This is a genomic window from uncultured Methanobrevibacter sp. (assembly GCF_900316895.1).
Taxonomy (GTDB): domain Archaea; phylum Methanobacteriota; class Methanobacteria; order Methanobacteriales; family Methanobacteriaceae; genus Methanocatella.
On sequence record NZ_ONER01000010.1, the window covers coordinates 1 to 14,817 of the forward strand.

Annotated in this window: 17 protein-coding genes; 2 read left to right on the forward strand and 15 right to left on the reverse strand. The window is 35.4% G+C overall.

Annotation, left to right across the window (positions count from 1 at the left end; genetic code table 11):
- Positions 1–30: 30 nt before the first annotated feature.
- Entirely contained in the window at positions 31–1,092 is a 1,062-nt protein-coding gene (locus QZN27_RS02245; RefSeq protein WP_296783064.1) for a metallophosphoesterase, read from the reverse strand.
- 93 nt (positions 1,093–1,185) lie between these two features.
- On the opposite strand from QZN27_RS02245, the gene QZN27_RS02250 reads away from it, so the two are divergent.
- Positions 1,186–2,304 carry an AAA family ATPase gene (locus QZN27_RS02250; RefSeq protein WP_296783067.1) on the forward strand — a complete coding sequence of 373 codons (1,119 nt, stop codon included), beginning with the start codon at positions 1,186–1,188 and terminating at the stop codon, positions 2,302–2,304.
- A gap of 4 nt (positions 2,305–2,308) precedes the next feature.
- Here QZN27_RS02250 and hemA read toward each other — a convergent pair whose 3' ends face one another.
- The 3 genes from hemA to QZN27_RS02265 are packed head-to-tail and all read right to left on the reverse strand — an operon-like array spanning position 2,309 to position 4,609.
- Positions 2,309–3,508 carry a glutamyl-tRNA reductase gene (gene hemA, locus QZN27_RS02255; RefSeq protein ID WP_296783069.1) on the reverse strand — a complete coding sequence of 400 codons (1,200 nt, stop codon included), beginning with the start codon at positions 3,506–3,508 and terminating at the stop codon, positions 2,309–2,311.
- Positions 3,505–4,125, reverse strand: coding sequence for a bifunctional precorrin-2 dehydrogenase/sirohydrochlorin ferrochelatase (locus QZN27_RS02260; RefSeq protein WP_296783072.1), 621 nt, complete (start codon positions 4,123–4,125; stop codon positions 3,505–3,507). Before QZN27_RS02260 ends, hemA begins: the two co-directional genes overlap by 4 nt.
- Position 4,126: 1 nt before the next feature.
- Positions 4,127–4,609, reverse strand: a complete 483-nt coding sequence (locus tag QZN27_RS02265; RefSeq protein ID WP_296783075.1) for a methanogenesis marker 9 domain-containing protein — start codon at positions 4,607–4,609, stop codon at positions 4,127–4,129.
- Positions 4,610–4,780: 171 nt separating this feature from the next.
- On the opposite strand from QZN27_RS02265, the gene QZN27_RS02270 reads away from it, so the two are divergent.
- A complete protein-coding gene (locus QZN27_RS02270) occupies positions 4,781–5,449 on the forward strand; it encodes a M48 family metallopeptidase (RefSeq protein WP_296783076.1) in 669 nt (222 codons plus the stop codon).
- A 6-nt stretch (positions 5,450–5,455) separates the two neighbouring features.
- Here QZN27_RS02270 and atwA read toward each other — a convergent pair whose 3' ends face one another.
- From atwA to QZN27_RS02325, 11 genes are all read right to left on the reverse strand, one after another.
- Positions 5,456–7,054, reverse strand: a complete 1,599-nt coding sequence (gene atwA / locus QZN27_RS02275) for a methyl coenzyme M reductase system, component A2 (protein WP_296783078.1) — start codon at positions 7,052–7,054, stop codon at positions 5,456–5,458.
- Positions 7,055–7,127: 73 nt separating this feature from the next.
- Positions 7,128–7,838, reverse strand: coding sequence for a tRNA-dihydrouridine synthase (locus tag QZN27_RS02280; protein WP_367237654.1), 711 nt, complete (start codon positions 7,836–7,838; stop codon positions 7,128–7,130).
- A gap of 29 nt (positions 7,839–7,867) precedes the next feature.
- Complete coding sequence (locus QZN27_RS02285) at positions 7,868–8,629, reverse strand: GTP cyclohydrolase III (RefSeq protein WP_296783083.1); 762 nt, start codon at positions 8,627–8,629, stop codon at positions 7,868–7,870.
- A 20-nt stretch (positions 8,630–8,649) separates the two neighbouring features.
- Complete coding sequence (cofD, locus tag QZN27_RS02290; protein ID WP_296783085.1) at positions 8,650–9,555, reverse strand: 2-phospho-L-lactate transferase; 906 nt, start codon at positions 9,553–9,555, stop codon at positions 8,650–8,652.
- 11 nt (positions 9,556–9,566) lie between these two features.
- Positions 9,567–10,337, reverse strand: coding sequence for a coenzyme F420-0:L-glutamate ligase (locus QZN27_RS02295; protein WP_296783088.1), 771 nt, complete (start codon positions 10,335–10,337; stop codon positions 9,567–9,569).
- Positions 10,338–10,361: 24 nt separating this feature from the next.
- Positions 10,362–10,988: an IMP cyclohydrolase gene (locus tag QZN27_RS02300; RefSeq protein ID WP_296783091.1), complete on the reverse strand. Its 627-nt coding sequence runs from the start codon at positions 10,986–10,988 to the stop codon at positions 10,362–10,364.
- Between the two features lie 11 nt (positions 10,989–10,999).
- Positions 11,000–11,416 carry a biopolymer transporter ExbD gene (locus tag QZN27_RS02305; RefSeq protein ID WP_296783093.1) on the reverse strand — a complete coding sequence of 139 codons (417 nt, stop codon included), beginning with the start codon at positions 11,414–11,416 and terminating at the stop codon, positions 11,000–11,002.
- A 9-nt stretch (positions 11,417–11,425) separates the two neighbouring features.
- Positions 11,426–12,265 carry a MotA/TolQ/ExbB proton channel family protein gene (locus tag QZN27_RS02310; protein WP_296783096.1) on the reverse strand — a complete coding sequence of 280 codons (840 nt, stop codon included), beginning with the start codon at positions 12,263–12,265 and terminating at the stop codon, positions 11,426–11,428.
- Between the two features lie 90 nt (positions 12,266–12,355).
- Positions 12,356–12,970, reverse strand: coding sequence for a ribonuclease HII (rnhB, locus tag QZN27_RS02315; RefSeq protein ID WP_296783098.1), 615 nt, complete (start codon positions 12,968–12,970; stop codon positions 12,356–12,358).
- Positions 12,971–13,019: 49 nt separating this feature from the next.
- Complete coding sequence (locus tag QZN27_RS02320) at positions 13,020–14,093, reverse strand: rod shape-determining protein (protein ID WP_296783101.1); 1,074 nt, start codon at positions 14,091–14,093, stop codon at positions 13,020–13,022.
- Complete coding sequence (locus QZN27_RS02325; protein WP_296783103.1) at positions 14,090–14,734, reverse strand: hypothetical protein; 645 nt, start codon at positions 14,732–14,734, stop codon at positions 14,090–14,092. Before QZN27_RS02325 ends, QZN27_RS02320 begins: the two co-directional genes overlap by 4 nt.
- Between the last annotated feature and the right edge of the window lie 83 nt (positions 14,735–14,817).

Genomic DNA, 14,817 nt, shown 5'->3' on the forward strand with positions numbered 1-14,817 from the left:
TATGCTAAAGAGATATAGACTAAAAAAAATTTAAAGTTTTTTCAATCTTAAAAGAACAATCTCTGAATCTGTCCCCCATCTCATTGGAGTGCCCGTGAATCCAACACCAGAGGTTACATGAATATATTTGCCAAAATCGTTTTTGAACAGTCCCATATTGTATTTGAATATCAAATTTCCAAACCAAACGGCAGGATAAAACTGTCCTCCATGGGTATGGCCGGACAACTGAACATCAAATCCCTGTGCGGAAAATTCCTCCCAATAATAAGGAACATGATAAATAAGGACGTTTACTTTGTCCCGTTTAATCAAAGATTCATCAAGTTCAGGTTTGCTTCTATCCTCGAAGCTGTATGTAATTCCATGAACGTTTAAACATTCGAATTCCATTGACTGATTGTCAAGAACTATAATCCCCGCTTTCCTGCAGGCTGCGATTACATCATCAATCCCCAAATAGAAATCATGATTTCCAGGAGTAAACACAATAGGCATTCCAACATTGCAGAAAGCCATAAAATCATCCGGTTCAACAACTGATGTACCGTCAGCCAGATCACCTGAAATGATAGCCAATTCACAGTCAAGGCCATTAAGCTTGTCAGCAATATCCTCAATAATTTTTTTGTGACGTAATGACCCAAAATGTATGTCAGACAGGTGGGCAATGTTAATGTCCCTTTCCAAATTAGCCAATTCAATAGTTTTTTCATGAACAACAAGATTACGGGCTTTCCAGTAATTGTAGATTCCTAAAATCGGTACAATCAATAATAATATCAAAATAGCCTCAAACGGCAGTACAACAAATCTTCCAGCAATATAGATGAACACGATATCTATCAGAAACATCAAAGACGCCCACATCCAAATTCCATCAAGAACCGTTAAAAATCGAGTTATGCCCCTTGATTTTTTAGACTCGAAAATCAAAGGCATGAAATGAATCACCCCTATGAGAAAAGCCAATATCAATATATAACCCTCATCAATTCCGCCAACTAATAAAAAGACATATTTAAGCAGGAAAAATTCAAACAACATATAAAACGGCGCTATTAACAGGGCTCTTTTTGCTGTGAAACTCATGAATCAAACACCTAAAAACTATTTTGTTACCACAACTATTTAAATTATTAAAGCTAATGTTTGAATGTGTAACAAAAACATGGAGGTGATTATTTGAAAAGTGACAATAAAAAGCATGAAATTAAAACAACCAATCAAAAAGCATCAAAAATTGAAAATGAAAACAAGGAATATGCAGAATTGGTTGTAGTCAAACCTGTTGGTTACCCATTCGATTTCACAATGATGGATGAAAACATTGAAATTACCAACATAAATCTGTTTGAAGAATATGCAAGAGAGCAATGGCTAGGTTTGGTTGTTAGTGAAAACTCATTTTTATTTGATCAAAAAATAATCCCCGATTACGGTTTTGAAATTGTAACTGCAAAACCGAACAATTCAATAATTTCCGACAACACTAAAATCAAGATAATAACCGACAAAATTGAAAGCAAACATGAAAATGTCAAATCCGACATTACCCTAAATGACATTGTAGGCCAGGAAAATGCCAAATCCAAGGTCAAGGTCATAGCCAAATATCTGGAAAACCCTGAAAGCTTCGGGCCTTGGGCTCCAAAAAACATTCTGTTTTACGGACTTCCAGGTACAGGCAAAACCATGCTTGTCAAGGCATTGTCCAATGAGCTTGATGTTCCATTGTATTTGGTAAAGGCAACTTCATTGATTGGAGAGCATGTTGGAGATGCCTCATCCAAAATTCATGACTTATTCAAAAAGGCATCTGAAAATGCACCTTCAATAATTTTTATTGATGAAATTGATGCCATTGCACTTCACAGGTCATTCCAGTCATTAAGAGGAGACGTATCAGAGATTGTTAACTCACTTTTAACTGAAATGGACGGTATCGAAGAGAACAAATCTGTCATAACAATAGGAGCCACCAACAATCAGAGCAGTTTGGATTTGGCTGTGAGAAGCAGATTTGAAGAGGAAATCGAATTCAAGTTGCCTGATGAAAACGAGCGACTGGAAATACTTGAAAAAAATCTGGAAACAATGCCTTTAGGCCATGAATTGGATTTGGAAAAAATCGTCAAAATGACCAAAGGACTGTCCGGCAGGGACATCAAGGAAAAGATATTAAAGACCTCCCTCCACAATGCAATATCCAATGATGCAGATATCATAACCATGGAAAATATTGAATATGCATTAAATTCATTTAAAATTAAAAATAGTGATGTTAAAGGAATGTTTGAGTAATATTTTAATTGAAATCGAAAATATACTCTGCTGCATCAATAACATCTTTATTTTCTTCTTTTGCAGCTTTTTTTACATTTTTTGAAATGTCATAGAAAATTTTGTTGACAATGGAATTTGTTAAATTATCAAGAATTTTAACACTACCATCCACATCAGCCAACTTTACTGATGCTTTTTGTGTTTCACGTTGTCTTATCTCTTCCATAGATGCTCTTAAATTACCTAGCATCTCATCAACTTCCATTATTTTAAACGATTCTTTAAGTAAAATGAACTCATCATTGATGATGTTTTCCGCTTCACCAAATTCCTTAATTCTAAGTCGAGTATTTTCATCAGCGATTTCACGCAAGTCATCAATATTGAATGATTTGACTCCCAATTCACAGACATCATCTGAAATATCACGAGGATTGGCAATATCCACCATCATTATATTCTCATAATCCATATCTATTCCTAAAAGACGTTCTTTTGTGATAATTGCATGAGGAGCACTGGTAGCACTAATTACCAAATCAGCAGTTTCCAGATACTTTTCCAAATCAGCAAACAGTATTGCTTCACCGCCCAAATCCTTTGCAAGGTCAACTGCAACATAATAAGTACGATTTGCAACAAAAATGGCATTCAAATTCTTTTCAGCCAATGCCTTTGCAACCAATTTACCCATCTTTCCTGCACCTATTACCAGAACAGACTTATCATCCAAGCTGCCGATATGCTTTTCAGCCAAATCGATTGCCGCAGAACCTATGGAAACAGCACCCTTATTGATATTGGTCTTATTCCTGACAACCTGACCAACATGGATTGCCTTTGTAAAAATGGCATCAAGGGATTTGCCGCAATGGTGGTTTTTAACCGCCTTGTGCTTGGCATCCTTAACCTGACCTAAAATCTGGTCTTCACCGACAATCATTGATTCCAGCCCGGAAGTCATTCTAAGCAGATGCATCACAGCGGATTGACCATATTCGATTATGATGCTTTGATTTTCATGAGACAAAAGTTCATCATCTTCAGAAATAAAGTCGTTGTTGATATAGTATTCTTTCCTGTTGCAGGTGGAAATTTCAACATATTCGTTTATGGAATACTTTTCCTGCAATTGCCCAAACAATTCATCCATATCCTTTGAGATATTCTCCATTGACTGAATATCTGCGATTTTGTGGTCAACCCTTAAATTAAGTATCAATTTAATCCCCTTATTAAATTATCAATATAAATTTTGGCATCATCAATCTGCCTATTTTTAATGAATCCATTAATCTTGTCATCCTCAAAAATCTCATAAAGACACTTTCTGCGCTCTTTTTGATTTTCAATAATCCCCTTTAACTTTGATCTTGCATAATCCTGCAGCTCAATTTCCAAAATGTCTTCCTCAGTAATTATTGACTGAATCCTTTTTCTCAGTTGACGAGCCATCAATGGACTTTTTCCATTGGTAAAAATAGATATTTCAATATCTGCGATATTAAAACTTGTAGGAACAATAACATTACCCTCTAAAGGATAATCAGCACGATTAATTAACTTATCGCCAGAAATTTTTGAAACATAGTCGGACATCTCCTCATCACCACTGGCAACAACAACCAAATCAGCCCATTTGACCAGTTCATCAACATCGTCTGTAGAGCATAGTTCTGCCCCTTTATCCAACAAATCATCAGATAAGTCATTTCCTGCCAGCTTGACGTTAGCGCCATGATCCAAAAATTTATTGGCTCTTCTTGTTGCAACTTCACCAGTGCCTAAAATAAAAACATTTAAAGTTGATGTCTTTAGATAAATAGATGTCCAATCCATTTTAATCAGAATTTTCAAGAGATTTTGCATGCAGCACTTTAACAGCTGCCCTTAAATCATTATTGCATTCGGTTAAAACATTCATGGCTTCAAGTTTGGAAATATTGAATGTTTCAGCCAATGCTTCAGCTCTTTGGTCAGGATCAGGTTTTTTAACTCCAACCAATCTTTCAGATAATTGCCTTTTCAAATCCAAATACTCATCATGACTCATTCCCATATTCCTTAAAGTCATGTCTCTTAATGGGCAAGGTTTTGATGGTTTGCAACACCATACAAGTGAACCAAAACAGGTTCCAGCCCCTTCACCTAATCTAGTTTCTTTACCGAATTGAATCTTGATGTTAATGAACTCCTGAGGAGTTAAATTAACTTCCTGTAATGCGTTTAAAACTGGGCATGGTTTAACTGGCGGACAGCAAAAAGCAAGTCCTCTTACATCTCCCCCTCTACAAATGTGAGATGGTGCATCTTCCCAAGTCATAATATCCTCCAAAAATAATTTTCATTTCTCCAAGTAAATTTATAAAATAATAATATAATTTATTTAAAGTATGAATATATAATCTTTTTTGTAAAAATACAATTAATAATCATAACCATTAATTATTTTACACAAATTTTAAATATCTTTTAAAACTTATTTTTTAATCGAATGTTAATCGAAAATATTGCCGTCACCGTCGAGAGGAAAAACATCAAGAATATGTATATACGCATCCTGCCACCAGATGGGGCTGTAAAAGTATCTGCACCGATATTTGTAAGTGATGCTGACATAATTGCCTTTGTCAAATCAAAAAAAGAATGGATTTTGAAAAAGCAAAAATACATATTGGAAAATGACATCAAAGCTCCCTTAAAATATGACAATGGGGAAAAGCACTACCTGTGGGGAAAGGAATATACTCTGCAGCTGATTTCAAACAAGAAGATAAAACATGCTTTTATAAATGAAAATACGCTTTATTTGCCTATCCCTAAAAGAAGCACGATAGAAAAAAGAAAAAATATTTTAGACGAATTCTACAGACAGGAACTGAAAAAGGCGATTCCAGAAGTTCTTGACAAATGCACAAAGATTGTCGGGCGAAATCCTTCAGATGTTACCGTCAGAAAAATGAAAAACTGGGGAAACTGCAAGCAGGACGGCAGAATTACACTTAATTTGAATCTTGCAAAAAAAGATAAGGAATGCCTTGAATATGTGATGATACATGAGCTGTGCCATCTGATTGAATTCAATCACGGAAAAAATTTTAAAAAACTTATGGACAAATTCTGTCCTGATTGGAAAAAAATAAAAAAAAGATTAAATGAATAAGAAGATTTATCTGTCTTTAAGCATATCTTCTTTTTCATCTGGAGTTAATTGATCAACAATCTCTTCAGGAGTACCAACATCCAAGAGTTTTCCTCCCCTCATTAAAGCCGCTCTGTCACAGACATCTAAAACAAAGTCCATATCGTGAGAAACGATGATGAATGTTTGCTCTAATTCTGTACGGGCTTTTAGAATTGAGTCAGTAACATTAACACGGGTAATAGGGTCCATAGTACCGGTTGGCTCATCTAAAACGATGATCTTAGGTTCTTTGATTAATACCTGTGCCAAAGCAATCCTATGTTTTTCCCCTACACTTAACTGGTCAGGATATTTTTCTAAAATCACATTAGCTTCATTTTCACCAAAACCAACGGTAGTCAATGCATGAATAGCTTTAATTTTACCAAACTCAGCAGGCAAGTTCAAACTAATAGCATCGGTTAAGTTACCTAAAATTGTTCTGTGAGGATAAAGTGAGTATTCCTGGTGCAATAAACCTATATAAGGAACAATACGTCCACGGTTGAGAGGCCCTCCTTTTGTCATGTCAATCCATTCATCACCAAGCTTGATATCAATTTCACCGCTACTTGGTTCAGTCAGTCCAATAAGCATTCTTGTAGTTGTTGTCTTACCGGAACCGCTTAAACCGACAATTCCAAATATCTCTTCATGGTGGATGTTTAGGTTGATTCCGTCGACTGCTTTTACCACACCACGTTCAATGGAATAATAATGTTTTTTGAGGTCCTTAATGATAATTTCTTCTTCACCAAACTCAGGGATTTCCGGTTTTGCAGGAACAGGAACTGTTTCCATGAAATGTTCCACAACATCATGTGGGTCTCCTTCCTCTTTAATTTGGCCATCTTCCAACCAAATTACATTGTCCGCAAGTTCAGTCATTACTTCCGGCCAGTGAGAAGTGATAAGCATAGTAATGTTTTTGTCTTTAACACCTTCTTTCAAGGTATTGTGAAGCTTTACAGCAGTTTGAGGATCCAGAGTACCGGTAGGTTCATCCGCTAAAAACATCATTGGGTTTTTAGCCAGTTGCCTTGCAAGCACAACTCTCTGTTTTTCCCCACCACTTAAATCACGGGCAACATGAGTAATCCTATGGTTCATTTGAACCATTTCCAATAATTCTAAAGCAAAGTATAATCCTTCTTCATACTCTACAGTGTCTGGCACTGCCCTCATTACATTTTCAATTACAGTTTCTTCATCATACAAAGCGAAATTACGTTGTAACATGATGGAAATTCTTCTTTTAATGCTTGCAAATAATTTTCTTTCAGCCTTAAAGAAATCAACTTCCCTTGCTTCATATGTTCCGCCACAATTACATTTTTCACCGTCATGAGATGGAGATTCGACAGCCAAACAATCTGGACAAACAGCAATATTCATTATAATATTACCTGAATCAGGGGTGTATTCTTTTGTTCCCCTAAGCATATTGATTAAAACAGATTTTCCGCTTCCACTACGTCCCAAAATACCTAAAGTCTCTCCTTCACTAATCTTTAAATTAATATCTTTAAGAACATCAACACCATCAAAAGTTTTTGTAATATTCTTAAGAGTTATAAAATCCATGAAATCACCTATTGATTTAATCTTTATTTTAAACTATTAATAATACTTTCTAATAACAATTGTTTTAAATTTTTTAAAAATTAGTAATATTAAAATCTAAATTTCCAGAAATCACTGAACGAGCTATTGAAAAGCCATCAACACCGGTATTAATCATTTTTTCAAGATTTTCTTTACTGTTGACTGAATTATTCCCAATAACTTTAATATCAACATTATTACAAATTTCGCTTAAAAGTTCCCAGTCCGCTTCAAAAACACCCTTCTTCATTGCATCAACATGCAAATAATCTGCACCGGCATCTTCAATCAGCTTTGCAATTTCCAAAGTATCGGTTCCTTCGACATTGGCTCTGATTTTAACTGACACTTCACTTTTTACATTATCAACAATCTGAGAAATAAAATTAGATAAATCAGGGCGATTCAACATTTCCTGACCACAACCAATAGCTAAAATTTCTTCTTGTCGGCAATGACAATTGATTTCTACAATATCCAGATTTTCGATGTTTCCAACATCTATGATTGGTTGTGTAGTTGTTGCCCTCACATTCGCTGAAACTTTTACGCCACTGTGAACACTTTTAATTGAATTTACTTCATTTTGAATATGAGTAAAAATCTCATCTAAAGGAAAATCAAATTCAGCTCTTCCTCTTTCGATGATTTTTTTACTTGCTTCAATTGTAGGCGGATCCAAACTGTATCCGCCTAAAGTAGCTACATCAAAACCCAATGGAATAACCTTATTTAAAAAATTAGCATTAGTTATTCCAGCCATTGGAGCAACTACTCTAATCATAATATCCCTTAATATTCTTTTTCGATTACCCAAGTCCACATTTCATTGTTATGAGCTCTGATTTCTTCAAGACCAATGTCCGCCATGTAAGCAGCATCTTCAGCATTTTTACCTCTACCAATACCTGCTTTGAGTTTAATGCCTATTTCTTCATCTATTTCAATCATGATGTCTTCAATTTCCTGTTCGGACAGTCCATTACATGGAGACATGAAATTATCTCCACCGATGAAGAATAATAATGCTCCTTTTTTAATCAGTTTGGTCATTAAATAGTGTTGAGCCTTGTTAACCATGAAACTGGTATCAAAAGCTGATTCTATATCTGTTAAAGTCTCTGTAACGCTGTTAATGTCAATATGAGCTGCTTGAACAAAACTGTCTTCCTCACTTACCAGACTATCAATAGCTAAAATTTCTTTTCTTTCACCTGATTGAGCACTTCCTGCTTTTTGAAGTGCAATTGTTGCTAATTTTTGTGCTTCATGAGGAGTTTCAGCAGCACCGACACCCATACTTATGGTAATTGGGTATCTGTTTCTGATGGATCTTTGAATTCTTAAATGATCCTCTTCATCCAAACCATTTGAAACAGCAAGTAAATTATCAAATCTGGTAAAGAATACTAAACCTTTTTTGTTTCCAAAATGATTGTTTAAATCTGCAAATAAGCTCGCTTGAAGCATTTGTAAGTCGGATTCAGTTCTTGGTCTTGGAGTAACGGTCCAAGGCCCATAATTGTCAATTTGTATTAATGTCATCTGTATCATTTGATAATCGCCTCTTTCTATTAAGGAATACTATCTACAATAATTTGAGCCAAACTTTTTTTGACATCTAAACTATTCATTATAGTATTTGTAATTGTTACCTTATTAACTATTTGATTTAATTGTGATTTTAGATTATAATCCTTATCATCAATAACAATGTTGTCTAGGAAATCTTTGTATAGTGATGCAACACCTATTGCTGAAACATCAATATCCAAAGCATTCATGAACTTGCTGGCAGGCCCTGAAACAGCACCTGAACCAATAATTGGTGAAACCGCAATAACATATGTATCTTTTAGGGCATCACGAACGCCTTCAAGAGACAATATTGGTAAAATTGAAGTGATTGGATTGGATGGTCCAATAATTACTGCATCTGAATTTTTAATTGCATCCACAACACCATCTGATGGATTGACATTGGAAAATTTGAGGTCCAAGACCTCGGGTTCTGTTTGGTGCTTTATCAAAAATTCATGGAACTCAAGCTCACCTATATCAGTGATGATTTTTATTTCAGAGTCCTCCTCACTCATAGGGATGATTCTGGATTCGATTCCCATATTTTTAGCCTGGATTTCACATGCCTTTGCAAGGCCATACTTTTCCATCAATTGGGTTTTCTGTATCTTTGTTGCACGATCAATATCGCCAATCCTAAGCAATTCAGGGCAACCCAACTCTTCAAGCCGGTCATGAGTTATGAAAGTATCGTCCTTAACGCCATACCAAAATTCATCATTTATCATGTCAGACATCGTATACAATACGGTGTCAATGTCTGCTGAGACATAAACTCCTGAAAAATAATCATTTTCCAAAGTATTTACAACAATTGTCAAATCCTTCGCATCGACAATTTCCTTAAGACCTTGTAATAATTTTGGAGTACCGGTTCCTCCAGATAAAACAGTAATCATAATATCAACCATTATCTAAATACATCTGCCTCTTTAGGCATTAAAACAGGTTTAATATTTGAATCGGCATTTCTCAAAATGTCAAAACTGTCAAAACCACGTATAATAACCACCGGGAGACCTTCATCAGCCTGCCCCATTATAAGGGATGCCGCTGCAGACAGCTCGTCACAGGTCGCAATCTCAGTTGTTTCCAGTTCCCTTCCATACAAATCCTTTTCACCGACACGTTTCCAGATAGGTGAAATGCCGGAACAACCGATTGCAGTGCCTATTGCGCCAAATCTGAATGCCCTTCCCTGAGTATCAGTAATTATAACAGCAATTTCTTCACCGAATTCATCTTCCAAATATTCTCTAATTTCACGGGCAGACTTGTCCGCATCCTTTGGCATTGGAGTGGCAAGCCCATCGCCAACATTGGACTCGTCAATACCTGCATTGGCACAAACAAAACCCTGTTTTGTTTCTGTTATGATGAAATTTGGACCAATGCGGACAACTTCATTTGATTCATTTAAAATGGCTTCAACCAGCTTAGGATCTTTGCCTGAATCATTTGAAAGCCTGATTGCAAAATCAGAAGGTGTCAAGTCATCCAATTTGATGAAATTTTCTTCAGCCTTTGAAATCAAAGTCTCGGCAATCAGAACAATATCTCCATGATTTAAACCGCAGCCCTGTTTTTCAATAGCATCTTTAATAATTTGAGAAATATCACTATTCCCATCAATAATGGGAATATTCTCTAAACCAAACAATTCAATACTCATAATAATCATCTAAAAACTTAAAAAAAAGAAAAATTATGGAACATAGACTGCAGTAGTCCATTTTCCATCAAAAACAGCCGCACTTGATGTGACCGGCTTTTCATAATTTGCAAAAGTACCTTCGTCAAAGATATATTTTGCAGCCTCTTCAGAAGTTTTGGCTTCAAAATCAACCTTATCAGGCACTTGACTGCCGTATGTTGAAATAAAAGCAGCTTCTCCATATGGCACCTGTTCAACCAATATCTTGTTATCGTTAACAATTCCAATGTAACACTCATATTCATCTTCATTATCAGTTGCAGTTACAGCAGCGGCAATCCTTGGAGTGTTGTAATCATCCTTTTCATAATCCATAGTAAGTAATGAATATGCCATTGCGTCTCTGATATTCATTCCTACACGAATCTTATCTGCTATAACATCTGTCTGAGAACCATTTGATACAACTGCAACATCATTTGCAAAACAGATACAATTGTAAGAAATATAAGTGCTCTTGTAAATATCTTTTTCAAAACCTTCCTTTGGAACAACAGCCACATGGTCATCAAATTTGTAGCAATCCCTGTTCGGGAATGACCTGCTTGATACCCTATAGGCTACAAAAGGTTTACCTTCAGTATTCATTCCTGTTGATAAAATTCTACCAGTATACATTTCATATCTCCTTAATTAACTTCAGGACGTTGTACAGCCACCTCAGGAGGCACACCCGGTGGAGTTTCTATAACGATTTCACCAGGTTTAATGGTAACTTGTCCTTGATCAATAACATTAGCTTGAACACCCACGGCGCTGCCCGATATCGCATCGGATCTGTCTTGACCGTTTACAGTAACCTTATGCAGATTGGCTACTGGCATAACATAGTATTCCTGGTCCCCAGAAACATCAGTTACATTAGGTTTTCCTCCGGAATCTTTAACATCATCCGCAGCATCCGTTTGAACATCAGTAGCTGAAAAATTACTTGTAACAACTAAGAAAATCATGATAGTGAAAAGAATATCAATGAAAGGAACCAAATTGATACGTGGTTGTTGATCTAAAAATTTCTTTTTATGCTTTTTTACATCAATTGCCATTCAATCACCTTATTGTCTTAGTTTACTTTCAGTAATCTCAGCATTAACATTACACTTTTCTAAAATAATATTTGCAATACTTTTATCTAACATACTTGGTTTAAAAGAAACTTTAATATTAGCATAAGGATCAGAGATTAGTCTAGTGTTCACAACACCGTCAGCTTCCTGAAGAGCTTCAAGTGCACATTCAACATTAGAATCCACTCTAATTTTTACAACAGCATATCCCCAATTGGTCATTTTTGTAGCAAGTTCGATTTTATCCATTTCAGATTCAATAAGACCTTGGATATAAGTATATACAGGCAATAGAACAATAGCCACTAAAAGCCCCATGATAGTAGTTGTCAAAGCAACATAGATACCTTCTGCCATTGCAGCGGAATCAGGATGAACCCCTAATGATTTGAAAGTCATCCAGATACCAATAACAGTACCGATTAAACCTAAAAATGGAGCAAGCTCAATAATAGTTTTAATAGTGCTTAAACCTTTGGTCATCTTAGCAACTTCAACGATGAAAATTTGTTCCATACTCTCTTCAACTTCAGTCTTGTTTTTATAACCAATCTTTAAAGTTTCAGAAATAATTCTAGAAATAGGATTTTTAAAACCATTTATCTGTTTTAAGGCCTCTACAGCACCGCCCCTTTCCATTGATGCGGTAACAACGCCGAATATTTCGGTTGTATCGACCTTACTAATTCTTCTAAGATATGCAATTTTTCTAAATGCAATAATCAGACCATAAATACCAATGAAAAGAATTATGTAAGTAATAATTCCCCCCTGAGTAAAAATGTCTACTATTCCATCAACAAATGGCATAATATACTCAATAATCATTTTTATCCCTAATATATTATATTGAAAATTGTTTATAAGAATATTATATTAATTCATGTACTTAAATATTATTTAAAAAAAGAGGGAATATTATTTCATTTTAGCTACTGTATTCCAAGACCTTCTAACAAAATCCGGCATTTCATCATAAGTGTAATTGGTCAGGAATTTTTTAGTGGTAGGGTCAGATGGATAGCCTGAACCAATTCCTCCAGACTTGATGAACTCCTTGTTTATTTCAGCAATTTGAGCATCCCTTTCAGCTTTTGCTATAATTGATGCAGCGCCGACCTGAATATAAGTGTCATCAGCCTTATGCTCTGCAATCACATCAAAACCTGTGTCTTTTTTAAGATTTTCCTGAAATCTTTCAGCCTTTACATCAACAGCATCAACAATGGCCTTTTCCGGCTTTAATCTTAAAATCAATTCTTCCATTGCATTTTTTTCAATTTCATTAAGGTTAATTCCATCGGCTCGCATTTCATCAATTTCACGAGCGGAAATAATGACCATGTCATATTCAAACATTTTCTTCAATTTACGAGACAGTATTGTACGGCGATTTGCAGTTAACCTTTTGGAGTCCTTAACGCCCATTCTTCCAAGGACTTTTTCCATCTTTTCAGGAACAACTACTCCTGCAATCACCATAGGTCCTAAAACAGACCCTCTTCCAGCTTCATCAATGCCTAAAATATCCATAAAAATCAAAAAAACATTAAATAAAAAAAAGAAATGAAATAAAATAAATTTATTTCATAGCCCTGAGACGAACTTCAGGTTCTAAAGCAAGAGGCTCAGCAGCAACAATTGCAGTACCTTTTGCCACAACAGTCATCGGATCTTCAGAAATTTCTATTGGGATTCCGATTTCGTCGAAAATTCTGTTTTTAATTCCACGAAGTCTTGAACTTCCACCAACAGCAACAGCGTTATTGTAAACGCCCATCATCAATTCTGGAGATAATCTTTCTAAAATAACGTTTAATCCGTCCACTATTTTTTGCATATATGGTTCAACTGCATCTGCAACGAGCATTGAATCAATTACAACTTTTTTAGGCCTATTAGTTTCAAGGGATTTACCGATTACTTCAACACTTAAGTTTTCAAGTTGTTCGGAACAATGTACCATACCAACTTCAATTTTTGCAGCTTCTGCATCATGAATACCAATTGCTACATCGTATCTTTCTGCTACAAGTTCAACTATTTTAGTATCAATGTCATCTCCACCACATCTAACGGTTTCAATATCATTAATACCACCAAGGGAAATGATTACAATATCAGTTGAACCAGCACCAATATCTACAACCATAGTGCCGTTAGGTTCTGCAATAGGCAGACCTGCACCAATAGCAGCAGCCAATCCTTCACTAATTACTAAAATATTTTGAGCGCCTGCTTTTCTTCCAATTTCTTCAGCAGCATTTTTTTCCACTTCAGAAGCATCACCAGGAATACCAATGACGATTCTACCTACAGTTTCACCCTCATTAATACCGATTTGCATTGCTTTAATAAGTAATGCCTGTGCTTGTACAACGTTTTCTATAACTCCTTTTTTCAAAGGTCTTACTGCAAGAATATCTTCAGGAGTCCTGCCGAGCATTTTTTTAGCTTCTTCACCAACAGCCAATACTTCTGACGGATCGTCTTTTTTAACTGCTACAACAGATGGAATTTGGTATAAATCAAATTTATCACCTGAAGGCTTTGCAATTACAGTGTTTAAAGTTCCTAAATCAATTCCTAAACTGTTACTAATGACTTTAGTATCTTCAGTTTGTGGTTCTTCCTCTTCATTTCCAAAAATATTCATGATAAATCCTCCGTTACAATGTCTCTAAAATCGATAACGAAAACCTTATTAGATGTAGCTATACTTTGAACTTTATTAACTGCCTCCTTTTTTTCAACAGACATTAGCACTGTTGATAAAACAACTTCATTAGCATTATAAAATGGTTTGAAGAGAGATTTAATAAAGTTTGGCAATTTAACTTCGTTACTTATATCAATATCTATAAATCCAGTAGTTTGAGATTCCTGCAAGATTGCAAAGGATATCCTTGATTTTTCGATGATGGACACAATGTTTCTGATTACATCATCGGGAGCCACCAATACCATTAGGTTAGGCTCATTCAACAGATGTGTTTTGGAAACCTGGACATATGCTCCACCATGCTTTTGGGTTTCTTCCTTAAATTCCTTCAATTTAAGCGAATTACCATGAAACATGATAAAATCAAATTTTTTGTCCACCTTGCCATCAGTTAATATAACGTGCTCTCGGAAAAGTATCTTAATTTGATGGTTGGATGCAATAGCTTTATAGGCCATATTATCAACCAAATCAACATTTCCTGCAACAATACCCCAAGATTTATCGATTTCATAGGTTTCACTTGATGTAGCCATTGCAGCTTGTCTGAGCATGCGTATATTATCTTCTATCATTTAACTACTCGCAATATATTAATATAAGTTAGTCATTTAAACAAACAAGAAATATTATTTAGAAATACTAAATTTAAGGAAGA